This window comes from Desulfolithobacter dissulfuricans, from assembly GCF_025998535.1.
Taxonomy (GTDB): domain Bacteria; phylum Desulfobacterota; class Desulfobulbia; order Desulfobulbales; family Desulfobulbaceae; genus Desulfolithobacter; species Desulfolithobacter dissulfuricans.
The window spans coordinates 1-18645 of sequence record NZ_AP024233.1 but is presented as its reverse complement, the minus strand read 5'-3'; the positions used below and the strand labels follow the sequence as shown (position 1 = coordinate 18645).

The 18645-nt window shown below is 61.1% G+C and carries 16 protein-coding genes; 2 read left to right on the top strand and 14 right to left on the bottom strand.

The genetic code is table 11. The annotated features are described in order from the left end of the window. Positions 1-137 precede the first annotated feature (137 nt). The 6 genes from metG to GF1_RS00055 form a co-directional block, all read right to left on the bottom strand. Positions 138-2087 carry a methionine--tRNA ligase gene (gene metG / locus GF1_RS00080; protein WP_435051701.1) on the bottom strand — a complete coding sequence of 650 codons (1950 nt, stop codon included), beginning with the start codon at positions 2085-2087 and terminating at the stop codon, positions 138-140. A 122-nt stretch (positions 2088-2209) separates the two neighbouring features. After that, the gene (locus GF1_RS00075) at positions 2210-3205 is read right to left on the bottom strand and encodes a PSP1 domain-containing protein (RefSeq protein ID WP_326491571.1); all 996 of its coding nucleotides are present in this window, start codon (positions 3203-3205) and stop codon (positions 2210-2212) included. A 136-nt stretch (positions 3206-3341) separates the two neighbouring features. Next, entirely contained in the window at positions 3342-4343 is a 1002-nt protein-coding gene (gene holB / locus GF1_RS00070) for a DNA polymerase III subunit delta' (RefSeq protein WP_267927592.1), read from the bottom strand. Between the two features lie 80 nt (positions 4344-4423). Continuing rightward, a complete protein-coding gene (locus GF1_RS00065; RefSeq protein ID WP_267927591.1) occupies positions 4424-5485 on the bottom strand; it encodes a 3'-5' exoribonuclease YhaM family protein in 1062 nt (353 codons plus the stop codon). 23 nt (positions 5486-5508) lie between these two features. Next, complete coding sequence (ychF, locus tag GF1_RS00060) at positions 5509-6606, bottom strand: redox-regulated ATPase YchF (RefSeq protein ID WP_267927590.1); 1098 nt, start codon at positions 6604-6606, stop codon at positions 5509-5511. 330 nt (positions 6607-6936) lie between these two features. Next, the gene (locus GF1_RS00055) at positions 6937-7386 is read right to left on the bottom strand and encodes a DUF2452 domain-containing protein (RefSeq protein ID WP_267927589.1); all 450 of its coding nucleotides are present in this window, start codon (positions 7384-7386) and stop codon (positions 6937-6939) included. 106 nt (positions 7387-7492) lie between these two features. Here GF1_RS00055 and GF1_RS00050 point away from each other — a divergent pair, with 106 nt between their 5' ends. Continuing rightward, a complete protein-coding gene (locus GF1_RS00050) occupies positions 7493-8686 on the top strand; it encodes an amidohydrolase family protein (protein WP_267927588.1) in 1194 nt (397 codons plus the stop codon). A gap of 121 nt (positions 8687-8807) precedes the next feature. Here GF1_RS00050 and GF1_RS00045 read toward each other — a convergent pair whose 3' ends face one another. From GF1_RS00045 to htpG, 6 genes are all read right to left on the bottom strand, one after another. Next, a complete protein-coding gene (locus tag GF1_RS00045) occupies positions 8808-9908 on the bottom strand; it encodes a sensor histidine kinase (RefSeq protein ID WP_267927587.1) in 1101 nt (366 codons plus the stop codon). Continuing rightward, complete coding sequence (locus GF1_RS00040) at positions 9908-10447, bottom strand: hypothetical protein (RefSeq protein WP_267927585.1); 540 nt, start codon at positions 10445-10447, stop codon at positions 9908-9910. The genes GF1_RS00045 and GF1_RS00040 overlap by 1 nt, the downstream gene beginning before the upstream one ends. Before the next feature lie 52 nt (positions 10448-10499). Further along, on the bottom strand, positions 10500-11126 hold the full coding sequence (locus tag GF1_RS00035; RefSeq protein WP_267927584.1) for a YqaA family protein: 627 nt from the start codon (positions 11124-11126) through the stop codon (positions 10500-10502). Beyond that, entirely contained in the window at positions 11110-11724 is a 615-nt protein-coding gene (locus tag GF1_RS00030) for a protein-L-isoaspartate(D-aspartate) O-methyltransferase (protein ID WP_267929159.1), read from the bottom strand. Before GF1_RS00030 ends, GF1_RS00035 begins: the two co-directional genes overlap by 17 nt. A 35-nt stretch (positions 11725-11759) precedes the next feature. Then, the gene (locus GF1_RS00025) at positions 11760-12134 is read right to left on the bottom strand and encodes a hypothetical protein (RefSeq protein ID WP_267927583.1); all 375 of its coding nucleotides are present in this window, start codon (positions 12132-12134) and stop codon (positions 11760-11762) included. Positions 12135-12501: 367 nt separating this feature from the next. Further along, positions 12502-14403: a molecular chaperone HtpG gene (htpG, locus tag GF1_RS00020; protein WP_267927582.1), complete on the bottom strand. Its 1902-nt coding sequence runs from the start codon at positions 14401-14403 to the stop codon at positions 12502-12504. A 228-nt stretch (positions 14404-14631) separates the two neighbouring features. Here htpG and hemG point away from each other — a divergent pair, with 228 nt between their 5' ends. After that, entirely contained in the window at positions 14632-16041 is a 1410-nt protein-coding gene (gene hemG / locus GF1_RS00015) for a protoporphyrinogen oxidase (protein ID WP_267927581.1), read from the top strand. A gap of 178 nt (positions 16042-16219) precedes the next feature. Here hemG and GF1_RS00010 read toward each other — a convergent pair whose 3' ends face one another. Beyond that, positions 16220-16777 (bottom strand): hypothetical protein, encoded by a 558-nt coding sequence (locus GF1_RS00010; protein WP_267927580.1) that lies wholly within the window; start codon positions 16775-16777, stop codon positions 16220-16222. A gap of 448 nt (positions 16778-17225) precedes the next feature. Next, positions 17226-18545, bottom strand: coding sequence for a chromosomal replication initiator protein DnaA (gene dnaA / locus GF1_RS00005; RefSeq protein WP_267927578.1), 1320 nt, complete (start codon positions 18543-18545; stop codon positions 17226-17228). Positions 18546-18645: the final 100 nt, after the last annotated feature.

Sequence of the window (18645 nt, the reverse complement as noted above, 5' to 3'; positions counted from 1 at the left end):
TTGCCGGCCCGCCGTTCTGGCCGGACCGGATGTTGCCGCACACGGACCACCATGCCCCGGACCCGGGTCGGGCGGTCGAGTACCTGGACGTGCGCACCGTGCGCCGTCCACAGCAGATAATAAGCACGATCTCCAACTCAGGCAACCCTGCTGCCCGGGGCCACCGGCGCCGACACCGTGGACAGAACCAGGCGCTCGTTGCCGTCGGCGTCCTTTTCCTTGGCCGCCAGCAGCATGCCCTGGGAGGTCACCCCCATGAGCTTGGCCGGCTTGAGGTTGGCGACCACGATAACCTGTTTGCCGATCAGCTCCTCGGGCTGGTAAAATTTGGCGATTCCAGCGACAATGGTCCGCTCCTCGGGAACCCGGACCGTGAGCTTGAGGAGCTTGTCCGCCTTCTTGATCTTTTCCGCGGCCACGATCTCGGCCACCCGCAACTCCACCTTGCCGAACTGCTCAAAGGTGATCAATCCCTCGTCGCCTGCCTGGTCTTTCTGTTGCTTTGGTTGTTTTTTCGCAGGTTTTGCTGGCTGCTGCTTTTGTTTATTCTTTTTCCTGTCCAGACGGGGAAAAAGCTGCGGGCCCCGTTCTATTTCGGTGCCGGGACGCATCAGTCCCCACCGGCCCGCGGTTTCGAGCGTTGCCTCCTGCATTTCCCGCTCCATGCCAAGTGCGGCCGCCATCTTCCCGGCAGCCACGGGCATCACCGGCCGCAGGACCAGGGCAAGTATCCGCAGGGACTCGACCAGGAAATAAAGCACGGTCATAAGCCGCTGCTCCCGGCCTTCCTCCTTGGCCAGCTCCCATGGCGCATTGGTGACGATGAACCGGTTGAGCATGCCGATAACCTCCCACACCGCCTGCAGGGCCCGGGAAAAGCCAAACTCGTTCATCTCCCGCTGGTAAGTCGCAAGCATGTTCTCCACCGCCTGGATCAGCTCCCGGTCGGTCGCGGTGATTTCGCTCTCCACCGGCTCGGGCACCCGGCCGCCGGCATACTTGTTGACCATGGTCAGGGAGCGGGAAAAGAGGTTACCCAGGTCATTGGCCAGGTCCGAGTTCTGGCGGGCCACCAGAGCCTCGCCGGAAAACGAGGCATCCAGGCCGAAACTCATCTCCCGGAGCATGAAGTAGCGCACCGTGTCCACCCCGTATTCATCCACCAGCTCATGGGGCCGGACCACGTTACCGATGGACTTGGACATCTTGGTGTCATCCACGTTCCAGTAGCCGTGCACATGCAGTCGCCGGTAGGGAGCCACGCCCATGGCCCGGAGCATGGTGGGCCAGTAGATGGCATGGGGCTTGAGAATATCCTTGGCGATCACATGTTCGGCCACGCTCCAGAATTTCTCGAAATCCGGTCCGTCGGGCCAGCCGACCCCGGTGAGGTAGTTGATCAGGGCGTCAAACCAGACGTAGGTGACAAAATTCTTGTCAAAGGGCAGTTCAATACCCCAGGTCAGACGGGATACCGGCCTGGAAATACAGAGATCTTCAAGCGGTTCACTGAGAAACGAGAGTACCTCGTTGCGGTAACGCTCCGGGGTGATGAACTCCGGATGACTCTTGATATGATCGATGAGCCAGTCCTGGTATTTGGACATCCGGAAGAAATAGTTCTGCTCGGTGATCTCTTTGGGCGGTTTCTGATGATCGGGACAGTTGCCGTCCACCAGCTCCTTTTCCGTCAGAAACCGTTCACAGCCTGTACAGTAGAGCCCCGAGTATTCGTCGAAATAGATATCTCCCTGGTCATAAACCTGCTGCAGGATCGCCTGCACGGTCCGGACATGCTCGGGATAGGTGGTGCGGATGAAATGATCCGGCTCGATGGCCAGTGCCGGCCAGGCGTGGCGAAAGGCGTCGGAGACCCGGTCCACATACTCCCGCGGCGACACTCCTTCCTTTTCCGCCGCTTCGACGATCTTCTCCCCGTGTTCGTCCGTACCGGTCTGAAACCGGACCTCATCACCGCACAGCCGGCGGAAGCGGGCATAGGTGTCGGCAACCACGGTGGTATAGGCATGCCCGAGATGGGGCATGGCATTGACATAGTATATGGGGGTCGTAATATAGGTGGCCATGATGTTCTTATTACTTGTTTTTCTGGACTTTTTATATTTCACTGCTCCAGTGCCCGGCGGGCAGCGGATTCTGTAGAACGGCGACTGCGGCAGGGGTCCTGCCCGGTGGTCACATTCAAGGCTCAGGAACCACCGGTTCCGTCACCGGATTTCTGTTTTTTCCCCTTCTGACTCTCTTTTTTCCGGCCTGCGCCCCGGCCTTTTTTCGACCTGGATTTGCCCCCCTGCTGTTTCTTCTGCCGGGGCTGCTGCTTCTGGACCGGTTCGGCCCGGCGCCACTGCTCCTCTTCCAGGAGCAGCTCGGTCCCGTCGCGGGAAACCACCTGCACCGTACCCAGCAAGGGACTGATGCGGATCACCCGATAAATCTCGTCTTCATAGCGGATCTGGCGGCCTATCCTCGGCATCTCTTTCTTGATATCCTTGTAGGCATCATACTCGTAGGTCAGGCAGCAGAGCAGCCGGTTGCAAAGCCCGGAGATCTTGGATGGGTTCAGGGGCAGGTCCTGGGTCTTGGCCATCTTGATGGAGACCGACTCGAACTTCTTGAGAAAAGAACTGCAGCACAGTTCACGGCCGCAGGCCCCGATACCGCCGGTCATCTGGGTTTCATGGCGGACACCGATCTGCCGCATCTCCACCCTGGTTCGGAACTCCTGGACCAGGTTGCGGACCAGTTCGCGGAAATCCACCCGGCTCTCGGCGGTAAAATAGAAGATGATCTTGGAACCGTTGAAGAACCGCTCCACGCGGACCAGCTGCATGGGCAGCTCCAGGGCCCGGATCCGGCCAAGGCAGATGCCATAGGCCTCCCGTTCCAGATCGGGCAGGCGGGCATATTTTTCCTTTTCATCCTTGCCGGCCCGCCGGATAACCAGGAAGGAAACACCCCGCTCCATGCCCGGCACAGTGGTGTCCGCGGCCCGACCGACAATAAAGGCCGGCTCCGGCCCGTGATCGGTCTTCACCATCACCACTTCGCCGTACTGGAGGTCGTCGGCGGTGAATTTGACCGTGTATTCCTGTCCTTCCTGCCGGAAACGGATGCGGTAGAAATGGAACTTGGCCTCTCCCGGACCCGGCTGAGGCCGGTTTTCTTGCTTTTGAGATTCTGACATCAGGTCAATATAAGTAACGCCAGCCAGGCTGGCGTGATCTGGAAAAATAGCTGACAGGTGCACATGTTAAGCGATGCTGTCCCTGGAAGGGATCACCTCGCCGCCCATCGCCTTTTCTTATTTCTTGATAGCCGGCTCAGCCACCCAGAACCCTGGGACTGCACTCCAGCAGATCGAGCATCAGGGCTTCGCAGACCAGGCCCTGGTTGCAGTTTCTGGCCAGGGCACGTCGGGCAGATCCCATCGCCTGCACCTTATCAGAAAGTTGCGTCAAATTCCACTGTTCTCTGGCCCGGGCCACCTGGTCGTCGAGCTTCCCGGCAGGCGTACCGAGCAGGTGGGCCTTCATCGCCTTTTGAAAAAGGATCTCCAGCAGGTCAAGAAGGAGATCAAGTCCCTCTTTCCCGGCAGCGGCCCGGCCGGCAAGCTTAAGCGCGCACTCCACCCGGGGCCCTGGATCCTCCGGGGCGGTAAAGAGCCCCTCGACCAGCTCCCGGTACACATCCAGTACTCCGCCCGTTTCCAGGGAGCGGGCCAGCCCGGGACAGCCGTCGGCCAGAGTGGCCAGGACCCGGGCCTGGCTCCGGTCAAGATCCGGATCGCAGCGGACAAGGATTTCAGCGGCCAGGTCCACGGTCAGCGGGGCAAAGGGAACCACCTGGCACCGGGACATTATGGTGGGCAGGATCGGTTCCCGGTCCGAACCGACCAGGATGAGCAGGTTGTCCGGCGGCGGCTCCTCGAGGATTTTCAGCAGGGAATTACCCGCCTCGCGGCGCATGGTGTGCACATCCTCCAGCAAAACCACCCGCTGCCTGGCCTCCAGCGGCGCAAAGGAGAGCTGTTTCTTCATGCTCCGGACCTGGTCGATCTTGATGGCCATCCCGTCCGGGACGATGTGGAAGAAATCAGGATGATTGCCCGAGGCGAACTTGATACAGCCCGGACACCGGCCACAGGGAGCAAGATCGCGCTCTGCACCGCAGAACAGCCAGGCGGCCATGGCCCGGGCAGTGGCCGCCTTGCCCACCCCGTCCGGCCCGGTGAACAGGTAGGCATGGGCCAGACGGCCGGTGGTCAGGGCCCGGGTCAGCAGCTTGATCGCCTTGGGTTGGCCAAGAATCTCCTGAAAAGGCATCTTTTTCTTTTCTATCCTGGACGGGTGTTGGGGAGATCCGCTCGCCCGGCCTCAACTCCGGCGCGGCCATATCCCGGCCTTCAAAACAGGGTCGGCTGCTTGAAATCCGGGGCCGGCTTTTTCTTTTCCCGCCTGGAGCGGGCCGCCGTACGGCCGGTGCTCTCCAGGGACGGCCGCGGTGGCTCGGGGGGTGTGTCGGTACCCTGGAGATAGAGAAAACGCTCCAGGGGCCGCTGGTAATCGGACCAGTGCAACCCTTCCTCCATGGAGGCCCGTAACCCGTCGATATAGTTCATCTTGGCATCCATATCATCGAGATGATGCAGAATGAGGGCCTCCGGGGTCATGGGCAGGACCGGGGCACCGAACTCATGCCGGCCATGGTGGCTCAGGATGAGGTGAAGAAGCTGATCGAGCAGATCGGCGGGGAAACCCTCAATGGCGGCCGCCTGCTGCCGTACCATCTCCGCGCCAAGAACAAGATGGCCCAGCAACCGGCCGGAGTCGGTGTACTCGAAGGGGACCGAGGAAAACTCAAACTCGCGTATCTTGGCGATATCGTGGAGCAGAGCCCCGGCTATGAGCAGGTCCCGGTTCAGGGCCGGATAATGGTCTGCCGTGCGCATGGCCATGCCGGTAACCGACAGGGTATGCTCCATGAGCCCGCCGATATAGGCATGGTGCATCTTCTTGGCCGCCGGTGCCCGGACGAACTGTTTCAGGGTTTCTCCCCTGAATATCGTCCTGAGCAGGGGTTGCAGGTGGGCGTCCTGCACCAGAGCGATGATCCGGCGCAGCTCGGCCTGCATCTCTTCGGAGTCCCGCGGGCTGGCCGGGATGAAGTCCTCCAGCTGCACCGTGTCCGCGCTCACCTGTTCCAGAGAGGTAATGCCCAGCTGGAGACGGCCCTGGTAGGACTTGGCCATGCCCTGCAGCCGAATGAAGCTGCCCACCTCGGCCTGGGCGTCGTAGCGGGTGGCATTGTCCCACACCCTGCCCTCGATGTCGCCGGTGCGATCCATCAGGGTCAGGGAGAGATAGGGTTTGCCGGCCTTGGTTTCGGCCAGGGTCTTGCGGCTGACCAGGAAGACATCGTGCACCTGCTGGCCTTCCTGGAGCTGGTCAATAAAGATCTTCTTCATAAGCTGGCTCCGGACGGGACGACCTAGACGTTGAAACGGAACAGAATACAGTCACCATCCTGGACCACGTATTCCTTGCCTTCGGAGCGCATGAGGCCCTTGTCCCGGGCTGCAGACTCGGAACCGCAGCGGACATAGTCCTCATAGGCGATCACCTCGGCCCGGATAAAACCGCGTTCAAAATCAGTGTGGATCTTGCCCGCCGCGCCCGGGGCGGTGGTGCCCCTGGTGATGGTCCAGGCCTTGGTTTCCTTTTCGCCGACCGTGAAAAAGGTAATCAGGCCAAGCAGTTCATAACCGGCCCGGATCAGCCGGTGCAACCCCGGCTCCTCCATGCCAAGATCAGCCAGAAACTCCTGCTGTTCGTCCGCTTCCAGCTGGCTGAGCTCCTGTTCGATGCCGCCGGCGATGGTGACCACCGAGGCCCCTTCCCCGGCCGCCGCCTCTTCAAGCTCCCGGACAAAACTGTTGCCCGAGGCCGCGTCGTCCTCGCTGACATTGGCCACGTAGAGGACCGGCTTGGTGGTCAGCAGACAGAGATCGCGCACAAGGTCGCGCTCCAGGTCTGTTTCCGGTTCCAGGACCCGGGCCGGTTCGCCCCGGTCAAGCACTTCCTGGAGCTTTTCCAGGAAAGCCACCTCGGCCTTGCACTTCTTGTCCCCGGACTTGGCCTGGTTGCGGGTCTTTTTCAGCCGCTTCTCCACCGACTCCATGTCGGCCAGGACCAGCTCCATGGTGATCACGTCCCGGTCGCGCAGCGGATCGATGGAACCCTCCACATGGACCACGTTATCATCCGTAAAACAGCGGATCACGTGGACAATGGCGTCCACCTGGCGGATGTGGCCCAGAAACTGGTTGCCCAGACCTTCCCCCTGGCTGGCACCCTTGACCAGGCCGGCTATATCGACAAACTCCATCTGGGTGGCCACCTTGTTCCTGGTTTTGACCAGTTCGGCCAGCCGGTCCAGCCGGGGATCCGGCACCGGCACCACGCCCACGTTGGGTTCAATGGTGCAGAAGGGATAGTTTTCCGCGTCTATGCCCGCCGCGGTGAGGGCGTTAAATATGGTGGACTTGCCCACGTTGGGCAACCCCACGATTCCACAACGAAATCCCATGATATATCTTCTTTATCCGTTTAATTTAATGTGATTACCACTGAAATTCAGCCACCGATTGGATGAAGGTGTCGGCCTCACTTGTTGCACGGGTGTCTGTGGCCTGGATGGCCACAGTCAAGCCCCCAGGGACGGGTTTATGGCGTCCCGTGAAACACGGGAGACCGACACCGACTTCAATGCTGAAGATTGATGGTAATCAGATAATTTAATCATCTCAACCAACCAGAAGGCTGGACCAGGTAAGCGACCGAAGGGAGACTCCGGGTTTCGGCACTGTCCAGCCACAAGGCAATTTTCGGGTAACAAACTGCAGGGTCCTCCCTGCAATCAGATACCTGTCTCGACCTCGGTCCAGCCCATGTCCGCCTCCAGCCGGTAGCTGCCGACATAGGCATGCGGCGGCCTGCCCTTCCAGTCCGCCGGCGAGAGCAGGGACCAGACCAGGGTGGCGTCGCTGCGGCGGTAGAGATGGTAGACATGGCCGGGGCGGACCTGGAAAGATTTTTCCGCCCGGTGCAGCTCCTGGTCGCGTCGGGCCTTTTCCAGGATGGTCCGGGCCTCGTCCTGCAGGGCCCGGATCTGGCGGGCGATCACCTCGAGCCGCCCTTCGGCGTGGCTGGCGAGCAGTGTATCGGCCCGCTCGATCTCCGAGGCGATATCGACCAGGGAAATGGCCGGCGCCAGCCGGCTCACCGGGTAGGGTGCGCTGTGGTCCGGACCCTCATGGGTCTTGCCCCGGCCGGCATATGGGGTATATTCCTGCTGTTGTCTGCTCATCCGTCGTTACAGGTTACAGGGTGCGCAGTATAGGCCGACGGGGCGAACCCGCCGCCGGGCTGAGGCCCTTGCCATGCACCGCCACCATACAGCAATACCCGAGGTTATGCAAACCGACATTCTGATCACCGACACCCTGCTCTTCCCCGCTCCGGGAGAGGATACGCTCCTTCCGAACAGCTTCATCCGGATCAGGGACAGCCACATAGTGGAGACCGGGCCCATGGAGGCCCTGACCGACCAGGAGGCCCGCACCATCATCGACGGCAGAGGCTGCCTGGCCATGCCCGGCCTGGTCAACGGCCACTGCCATGGGGCCATGACCCTTTTCCGGGGCCTGGCCGATGACCTGGACCTGGCCACTTGGCTGACAGAGCACATCTTCCCGGCCGAGGCCCGGGCCGTCACCCCGGAGATGGTCTTCTGGTGCACGACGCTGGCCGCGGCCGAGATGCTTCTCGCCGGCATCACCACGGTGGCCGACGGTTATTTCCACGAACACGAGGCCGCCAGGGCCTTTGCCGGCTGCGGGATCCGGGCGGTGGCCGCCCAGGGGGTGATCGATTTTCCTGCACCCGGAGTGCCGGACCCGGCCGACAACATCTCGGCCGCGGCCCGGTTCCTCGATGAGTGGCAGAACCATCCTCTGGTCACCCCGGCCATCTTCGCCCACTCGCCCTACACCTGTTCACCCGAAACCCTGATACGGGCCAGGGAACTGGCCCGGCAACGAAACGCGCCCTTTTTCATCCACCTGGCCGAAACCGCAGGCGAACAGGAGCAGATCATGGACCCCCGGGGCAGCTCGCCGGTACGCCACCTGGAGGCCCTGGGTCTACTCGATGCCATGACCGTCTGTATCCACTGCGTCTGGGTAGACAGGGAGGACCTGGATATCCTCGCCCGCACCGGGGCCCAGGTGGTCACCTGTCCGCGGAGCAACCTGAAGCTGGGCTCGGGCCTGGCCCCGGTCACAGACATGCTGACCCGGGATATCCCGGTGGGCCTGGGGAGCGACTCCGCGGCCAGCAACAATGTCCTCGACCTGTTTGCAGAGATGGACTGCCTGGCCAAGATCCAGAAGATCCGTCGCCGCGACCCGGTGGCGATCCCGGCCGCCCGGATCCTGGAACTGGCCACCACTCCCCTGCTGTCGCACCGATCCGGTCCCGGTGGACGGCTCGAACCGGGCCAGGTGGCCGACCTCATCCTGATGGACCTGGACAGGCCGCACCTGCGCCCCTTCTACGACCCGAACCTGCTGGTGTACGCGGCCCGGGGGGTGGTGTCCGGGACGTGATTGTGGACGGACAACTGGTGGTGCGCAACAGGAGACTGCTGACCATGGACCTGGAGGAGATCCTTCTCCAGGTGGCAAAGCTGGCCGGAAAAATGGCGGCGGCCTGAGGGGTGGATATATCTTACGAGGGCTGGTGCTGGAGTTCTCCCAGGTGGGTCGGCAGGGTGATGGTCACCGTGGTGCCCCGACCCGAGGTGCTGGCGAGGTCAATGGTACCCCGGTGTTCGTCGATGATCTGCCGGACCCAGGGCAGCCCCAGGCCGGTGGGACCGGCATCGGTTTCATGGAAGGCTTCAAAAATATGCTCCAGGACCTGGTCAGGAATCCCGGGACCGTCATCGCTGATGGTCAGCACGATCCCCCGCTGATCGCGGCCCGTGGTTACGGTGATGGTGTTGCCCTGGCCGCAGGCCTCGATGGCGTTACGGACAAGATGGAGAATCGCCACCCGGAGAAGCTGACTGTCACCCTGGAGGACCAGGGAGCCCGGCGCCAGATGGCTTTCCAACCGGATCCCGGCCGCCACCGCCTCTTTTTTCACCACGTCGAGGACCTGGCGCACCAGATCGTTGAGATCGACCTCGCCGAAATGCTCCTTGATCCCGGCCTGGAGATCCTCGAAACGGTTGATCAGCGATTCGAGTTTCTCGGTCTGCTCCAGGACCATCCCAAGCTGCTCGTCCCGCCTGGTATCCTGCCGGCTGCCTCGACCCAGCAGGCGCCGGATCAGGCCGCCGATCACCATGACCGGATTACGTATTTCATGGGCCACCTGCAGAGCCAGCTCGGCCCGGGTCCGGTCGGCGACTATGACCTCGATATCCCGGTTGAGCTGCAGGACCTGGCGGCTGGTCTTCTCCAGGTTTTCCCGATCTCTGATCATCCGGGCCATGATCCTCATCGTATCCTGGAAAAACAGGGTCACGGCGAAGATAACGACAAAACTGATGGTGTTGATGGACCCGCTCAGGGGCGAGAGCCGGTGCCAGAGCTGGCCATGCCCGACCAGGTAGAGCAGGTGCCGGACCAGGTGGCCAAGCGAGCGGGAGACACAGAAGGCAAACAGGGCCGCAATGAGCCATTTCAGGTAGGTGGTCAGGGCATTTTCCGGCTCACGGTCGTAGATCTGCAGGGCCAGGCGCAGGCAGCAGCTGGCCACCACCAGCATGACGAGGCAGCCGGTGATATCCACCAGCTTGAGCGGATACAGTGACCAGATCATCAGGGCCTCTGCTCTCTGGGGGTCATCAGGCTGGCGACCCGCTCCCGCCGCATCCGGTGCAACCCGAGGTAGATACAGATCAGGGCCGGCACGCAGATCAGGTGATCCATACGCAGGAACCAGTAAAGGTAATCCAGGAGCGACACCATCCTGAGCGCCGTGTGACCACTTTCCACACTGCCGACAAAATGGTTCTGGGGCAGCAGGGTCTCCACCACGTGGCCGACAAAGGCCCAGGTGTTCCACAGGCCGAGCAGAAAGCCACCGGTGGCGATCCAGCGCCAGGCTGCACTTCCCCACAGCTGCGAGTTGCGTATCTTGTAGACCAGGCCGGCCATGGCAAGAAAGTAGAGCACATGCCCGATCTGGTGGGCGTATAGCCCCTCGGGCGCGGCATGGGTCTGGAGAGCGAAGGCGGGCAGCGCCTTGAGAAGGAGGCAGGTCCCGGTCCCGAATCCGGCCAGAAGAGAGCCGGGGAAACGGGCCGGATGGCGGCGGGAAGTTGATTTCATCTCATTGACCCCAGGGATCTTCTGCATTACCTGTCCGTCCGACCCCTTGCAGGAGAACAGACCGGGGATCCTGCCGATCTCAGAGCAGCGTCTTGACCAGAATGAATCCTCCGATCAGCAGAATCAGGAAAACAATGGAAAGGATATTGAAATACCGCCTGATAAAGTACTGGACCGGGGCCCCGAACCGGTAAATCAGTCCCGCCACCAGGAAAAAACGCGCCGACCGGGCCACCAGGGAGACGAAGAAAAAGGTGGCGAAATCGATCTTGAAGGCCCCGGCCGTGATGGTGAAGAGCTTATACGGCAACGGGGTAAAGCCGGCTGCCCCCACGGCCCAGGCATCGTAGCGCCGGTAGAGGTCCTGGACCACACCATACTTTTCCTGGAGCCCGTACCAGTCGAGAATACGCATCCCCAGGGTATCCATGAAACCGAGCCCCAGTCCATAGCCGATCACCCCGCCCACCACCGAACCAATGGCGCAGATGGCGGCATAGCGAAAAGACTTTTTCGGAGCGGCGATACACAGCGCGATCAGAAAGACGTCCGGCGGAATGGGAAAGAAAGACGACTCCGCCACGGCGATGAAAAACAGGGCCCAGATCCCGGCCGGGGTCTGGATCCATTCCATGCACCGGTCATAGACCCGCTGCACCAGGGAGGGTCTCTTCAGTCCCGCCTCCATCTCAGCTGTCCCAGCCATGGGTCCCGATCAGGCTGACGAAACGGACATATTCCAGGGGATGAACCGTGAGCTCCCCATCCTTTTTCTCCACCAGTTGCAGCTCCTGAACGGCCTGGTCGCCCACCGGGATGACGAGCCGGCCCGGATCGGCCAGCTGCGCAAGGAGGGGCTCGGGGATCTTCGGCCCGCCGGCGGTCACCAGGATACCGTCAAAGGGCGCCTCGTCCGGCCAGCCGATGGTCCCGTCGTCGATCCGGGAAACGATGTTATGGTAGTGGAGCTTGTCAAAGACCCTCCGGGCCCGGCCCAGGAGCGAATCGATCCGCTCAATGGTGTAGACCCGGTCGCAGATCCGCGACAGCACCGCGGCCTGGTAACCGGATCCGGTGCCGATCTCCAGCACCCGCTCCCCGCCCTTGAGCCCCAGGGCCTGGGTCATGAGGGCGACGATATAGGGCTGGGAGATGGTCTGGGCCGCACCGATGGGCAGGGGATGATCGTCATAGGCCCGGGCCGCCATGGCGTCCTCGACAAAGAGATGCCGCGGAACCGTACGCATGGCCTCCAGGACCAGGGGATCGTTGATACCCCGGGGAATCAGCTGTTCCTCGACCATCCGCTCCCTTTTGATGTCATAGGACGTGGCGTGGTTCACTTGATCTCTTCCCAGGTGAAGTCGTCCATCCAGCTTGTGTCTTTTTTATCAAACTCGCGAAATTCACAGCCGGCCACCTTTTCCCCCTTGAGGGTGATCACCAGCATCTCATAGCCCTCCGGGTCCAGGTAGGAGCCGATCACCGGCGCCCGGCCCAGCAGCCCCTTGCGATCTTCATAGTAGACATATTCCTCCACCCCCGGAGCAACGACCCGGTGACCGTCGGGTTCCCCGAGATAGAGGAGGACATCGCTCCGGGTGGAGACATCCGGCTTGATCAGGCTGGCATCGGAGGCCAGGTGGCGCACCGGCTTACCGTAACAGCCACCCAGCAGCAGTAACACACAACAGAGAACGAGTACGCGGCGCATCAGTTTTCCTCCAAGGTACAGTTCATCCGGCCAGCGCCACCACTAAAGCATTGACGGGTAGGAATGAAAGAACGTTTGTCCCGGGTCCACCGCACCGGTGCAGGAACGAAGAAGCCGGCACCGGCAGGCGGCGGAACCGCCACGGGCGACAGGAGATCGCAAGACCCGGAAGACCGACTCTGTCCGGTACCGGCAGGCACCGTCCCACGAAGGATACCGGGCGGAAAACCAGGCCAACAGAAGACTCCTCCATGGTGAGACAGGAAATTTCGCATCCGGCCTTGCCCCGGAATACAAAAAAGGTTGTGTTCCTATATCGTGAACACAACCTTTTTTCAAGGCTTACCGGTCATGAGGCCGACGGGCCTTACTTTTCCCCGGGTTCATCAGCGGTGTTATCTCCTGCCAGTCGCTCGAGAATACGGTAATTGCGGCTGACCATCTCCTGGGTATCGACCAGGAGCCCGGCCTGGATCATGGCGTTGTCATAGATCTGCCAGACCACGTCGCGGGCAAAGTCTGCGTCGCTGGTCCGCAGGGCGCCAAGCTTCCTGATCAGCGGACTGGCCGGGTTGATTTCCATGTCCTTCTTGCCGCCAATCGGCAGCATCGAGTCTTCCCGGGCCGTGGCCCGCAGAACCCGTTCCATGGACGAGGTCATGAGGCCATCCACATTGACGATCATGGCCGGACTGTCCACCAGACGGGTGGAGGGCTTGACCTCCTGGACCTTGTCACCCAGCACCTCCTTGATAAAGGAGCAGATCTCCTTGACCTGCTCCTCGGGCAGGGTCTCGGCAGGGGTCTCGCCCTTGTCTTCCTTGTCGGCCGCCTCGGGCAGACGCAGATCGGCGCGGTCGGCGGAAACGAGTTTCTTGTCCCGGTAGGTGCCCATGTGACTCAGGACAAAATCATCGATGGGCTCCAGGGTGTAGATGATCTCGATGTCGCGCTTCTTGAACATCTCCACGTACGGCCCGTGCTCCACCGCGCTGCGGCTGGGACCGTTGATATAGTAGATGGCGTCCTGGCCTTCCTTCATCCGATCGATGTAGTCGTCCAGCGAGGTCATCTCGCCCGGCTCGGTGGCCGAGGACTCGAAGCGCAGCAGCTTGCCGATCTCGTCCCGGTACTCGAAATCCGAGGTGGCTCCCTCCTTGAGGAAGATGCCGAAGGTCTTCCAGAACTCGGCATATTTTTCCGGATTGTTCTTGGCCTCGTCGGCCAGGAACTTGAGGAACCGCTTGGTCAGCACCTTGCGCAGCCGGTGGACCAGGGCATTGTCCTGCAGGGCCTGGCGGGAGATGTTGAGCGGCAGATCCTCGGAGTCGACCACGCCTTTCAAAAAGCGCAGCCACTCCGGCAGGATATGCTCGGAATGCTGATCGATGAGCACCTTCTGGCAATACAGGTTGACCGCCGGCTGCATCCGACCCATGCCCATGAGCTCGTAGTTTTCCTTTGGTACGTAAAGCAGGGCATTGATGGCCAGCGGCGCATCGGTGGAGAAATGAAGCCGGTACATGGGCTCGTCCACCGCGTTGGCGATGAACTTGTAGAACTCGGTGTACTCCTCTTCGGTGATCTCCGACCTGGAACGGGTCCAGATGGCCTGAACCGTGTTGACGGTCTTGCCGTCCACCTTGATGGGAAAGGGAACAAAGTTGGAGTACTGCTTGATAATCCGCTCGATGGTGAACTTGTTGGCATAATCCTCGGCATCATCCTTGAGCTCGATGATGATCTTGGTCCCCCGGTGCAGCCCCGGGCACTCGCGGATGGTGTAGGTGCCGGCGCCGTCCGACTCCCACTCGTGCCCCTCGCTGCCGTCCCAGGACCGGGTCTGGACCCGGACCCGCTTGGCGACCATGAAGACCGAGTAGAAACCGACCCCGAACTGGCCGATCAGGTTGATATCCTTTTTGGCCGCCTCGGCCAGCTCCTCGAGAAACTTGCCGGAACCGGAATGGGCGATGGTCCCCAGGTTGGTCTCCAGTTCCTCCCTGGTCATGCCTATACCGGTATCGGTGATGGTGAGCCGGTGGCGCTTGGCATCGCAGTCGATATTGATCTCCAGGGGTACGTCCTTGTCAAATTCCGGCTTTTCCGTCAGGCTGATATGCCGGTATTTTTCCAGGGCATCGGCGGCGTTGGAGACCAGTTCCCGGACAAAGATATCACGCTCGGTGTAGAGAGAATTGATCACGATATCGAGAACCTTCCTGGTTTCCGCCTGAAACTGCCTGGTTTCGACTTTGGTGTCTGTCATTGTACCTGCTCCCTTTTTTCTGGTTCTGTTGCATCTCTTTGGGTATATTTCCCTCTGCATTGTCCACCTGCCCCCTCCCCGGACTGTTACCCCATGGTCCCTGGCCGGGACTGTGCCCAATGCAGGTTCTTCTTTCGGGCAACATGGTAAGCATGATTGCGGGCCTGTCAAGAGTGGGGACAAACCGTAATCTGTCCCGGAATCCACCATATTTTCGAAGGGCTACACATGAGCACACAAATCTATGACGCCATCATCATCGGGGCCGGACTCAGTGGGCTGGCCGTGGCCCGGTTCCTGCACCACAAGCGGCCGGAATGTTCCCTGCTGGTCCTGGAAAAATCAGACCGGCCCGGTGGCGCAGTGCAGACCAGGAGCGAGGAAGGCTTCCTGGCTGAATACGGGCCACACGGTTTTCTCGACAACTGCCTGGAGTCCCGGGTCCTGATCCACCTGGCCGGGGCCGAGGACGAGGTAGAAAAGGCCCCGCTGGGCAAGTTTGTCCGCTACATCTGCCTGGGCGGCCGGTTGCGGATGATTCCCCAGCAGCCGATGAAGATCATCCGCGCTGATCTGGTACCGCTGTCCGCCAAGCTCCGCGTCCTGGCCGATGCCTGGAAAAAACCGCTCGATGGCGAGCCCTCGGTGGCCGACTGGGTGGAGTACCGGTTCGGCCGGGCCCTGGTTCCTTTTGCCGACGCGGTCTTCACCGGCACCTATGCCGGCGATATCACCCGGCTCAGCATCGACGGGGTCATGCCCGGGGTCCGGAAGCTGGAAAAGGAGCATGGCTCGGTCCTCAAGGGAGTGTTCCAGATGCTCAGGGACAAAAAGAAGAAAGGCTCCGGCGGCGGCAAAAAGGAACTGCCGGCCATGACCTCCTTCTCCTCGGGCATGGAACGGTTGATCCTGGGCCTGGTCCAGCCCCTGAAGGTCAACCGGGATATCATGTACCGCACCGGGGTGCAGAGTATCGCCCGCAATGAAGAAGGCTGGACCGTGCAGACCGGGCACAACGCCTTTTCCTGCCGCCAGCTGGTCCTGGCCCTGCCAGCCAACCCGGCCCTGCGGCTCCTGGCCACCGTACCGGACATCACCGCGCCGCCGCTTGCCGAGCTGCCCCAGGCCCGGGTGGCCACAGTCATCCTGGGGTTCACCGACCAGGCAAAGATCCCGCCCGGGTTCGGCTACCTGGCCCCGGAGCAGGAAAAGAGATTCGCCCTCGGGTCCCTGTTCTCCTCCAACATGTTCCCCGGCCGGGCCCCGACCGGCCACGTACTGCTGGAGACCATCATCGGCGGCCGCCGCCATCCCGAACGGCTGGAACTGGACGACTCCGAGCTCATCGACAAGACCCTGGCCGACCTCAAGGAGCTCATCGACCTGCCCGACCCGGTCTTTGCCCGGGTCCTGCGGCCTGCCTCGGGCATCCCGCAGCTGGAACGCGGCTACCCGGCCCTGCTTACGTGGCGCAACCAGCTCACCAGGACCTGGCCGGACCTGCATGTCTGCGGTTTTGGCTGGGGCGGCATCGGCATCAATGACATGGCCAAGGAAGCCTGGAGGGCAGCCAAGGGCGTCCTGATGGGAACAGGAGAAAAAGAGGAAGGCGCAGAGGTAAAAGGGGTCTATTTCTAGCCCGCATGGCTGGACCAGACCGGTCAGCCACAACAGACCATGAAAACCACCCGGCAATTACCTGAGAGTAGTGGTGGTTTTCGGATAACCAGGCAAGAAAACCGACTTTTTCAAACCTTTCCTGGACTACTGTTCCAGGAAAGGGACACGGCGGGGCGGGAGAGGGAAAAAACTTCCGTCACCGGCAGTTCTTCGCCTTCAGAGCCTTGACCCGCACCACCGCCTTGCGCAGCAAGGCCTGATCCGGGTCCCAGCGTCCCGGAACCTCGACATGGTACTCCTCGCCCTGTTCCCACCAGTTGTCCAGGAGTATGGCGCAGTGGCGTGGGTCGTAGTCGCTGTACGATGCAAAGGATTCGGAGCACAGGATCAGCTTGCCCGGCTGGTAACCGGCCCAGAGCGCCAACTCGTCACCATCGCGGTTACGCAAACGCAGCTTTTCCAAACCGCCGATCGGCAGGAGGAAACTGTCTGGCACGATCGGACCGTATCCGTGGAAATCCCCTTCGCCGGAAAGAAAATTGACACGGATGAATTCACCGTAACCCATCCCGGAAGCAAGCTCCCGCCAGGTCTGCAGGCGGGCTTTCTCCAGTTCGGCTGCGATACGGGTTTTCTCCGTTTCCGCGCGCAACCGCTCCTGCTGCTCCCGTGCCCTCAACTCCGCCTGTTGCCTTCGCATCTCAAGCTTCTGTTCGGGCGACAGGTGTTCCCATTCATCCTCACTCATGCCCATGGGGTACCTGCTGCAGCCGGCAAGGATCAGCACCAGCAGGATAGGCAGTAACATCTTGGATAGTAGTTGTAAACGTAAGGTATGCATCGATACGAGCTCCAAATGTCTTTTTGATTCTCCCCTGACCCGAAAAGAGAGGGCTCCTTTCATCCTGCTGTTGCGGAATTAATCAAATCGTAACCATGTCGTAACCCAGGACAAGTACTTTTCCTCTAAGTTGAGTCCATTAAACCTTGGGATGTCACAAAATGGAATGAAACTTTTTCCTGGGGAGCAGCGGAGCGAGGTGAAGAAAATCTACGCAGTGGGGCCTGGCAGCCGTGAACCTGGCCGCCCCGTGGACAGCACAGTCATGCTGAGGACCATGAGATAAATGGCAGACCGTGCGCAACAGGCCCGAACCGGTACCCGCCAGGAGCGGGGTACCGGTTCGGCGGCGGCTCAGGACCTATTTCTGCAGTTTTTCACAGAGCATCTCCACCTGGCGGCGGACCGAGGTCTTGCGGGACATGTCCCGGGTCACCACCTTGATGGCATGGAGAACCGTGGAGTGGTCGCGGTTGTAGAGCTGACCGATATCGGCCAGCGATTCCCCGGTGTACTTGCGGGTCAGGTACATGGCCACCTGGCGGGGAAAGGTGATGGAGCGCTTGCGGGAGCGGGAGGTCAGCTCCTCGATGGAAACCTTGAACTCACAGCCGACAAAATCACGGATCGTCTCGCCGGAGAGCTCGGCCGGCCGGTCGATGATGGCGCTGAGCACCTCCTTGACCAGGGCCAGGTCCGGAGGGGTTCCCAACAGGCAGGATTTGGCCCGGATCCCGATCAGGGCGCTCTCGGTCCTGCGGATATCGCCCCGCAGATGGCGGGCGAGAAAATCCACCACCTCGTCGCCGAGTTCCAGCTCATTCTGGGCCGCCTTGTGGCGAATGATGGAGGCCCGGGTCTCATATTCCGGTTCCTCGATATGGGTGACCAGCCCGGAGGTCATCCGCGAACGGAAATCCTCGTCGATCCCGGCAATGTTGCGCGGGGCCACAGCCGAGGTCAGGATCACCCGACGACCGGAACGGATCAGGTAATCGAGCACCGTGTTCAGCTCTTCCTGGGTCTTGTTCTTGCCGGTCAGGGTGTGGATGTCCTCTACCAGGAGCATGTCGCAGTTCTGCACGTACTTGCTGGAGAACTTGTCCATGGCTCCGCTGCGGATGCCCTGGACCATCTCGGCGGAGAACTGCTGGGCGGTCAGATAATGGAGCCGGGTGGAGGGGGCGGTCTGCATCACCTTGTGGACCACGGCCTGGGTCAGATGACTCTTGCCAAGACCGGTGGAGGAGTTGATGAACAGACAGTGGCCATAGGTGGACTGGCCATCCGCCAGGGCCTGGCAGGCGGACCGGGCAAGGATATTGGATTCCCCGACCATGAACTGCTCAAAGGTGTAGCCTGGATGCAGGGACCGGATCCGGTTGACCGGGGCTGTGACCCCGGGCAGACGGAGCTGACCTCCGGCGCCGGCATCCAGCTGGGTCTCGGGCTCGCTGGCCACCGTCAGTCTGACCTCGGAGGGACCGCCAAACTCCTGCAGACGGCCTTTAATCAACTCGAGGTACCGTTCCTGGACCCAGGCACAGAAAAAACGGTCCGGTCCAACCAGCTCCAGCACCTGCTGGTCTTCTCTTCTGCACGAAAGTGGCTTGATCCACAGGCCAAAATCGCTTTCCGGCAGTGCGTCCTGCAACGATTCCCTGACAGTTTCCCACACCATTGAAACCAACCTCTTGCGCTCCTTTCTTGTAAATACAATAAAATAGAACAACAATCCTGCATGGTCCGGGCAGACGGCAAAGTCGTGCCCGGCCATAACG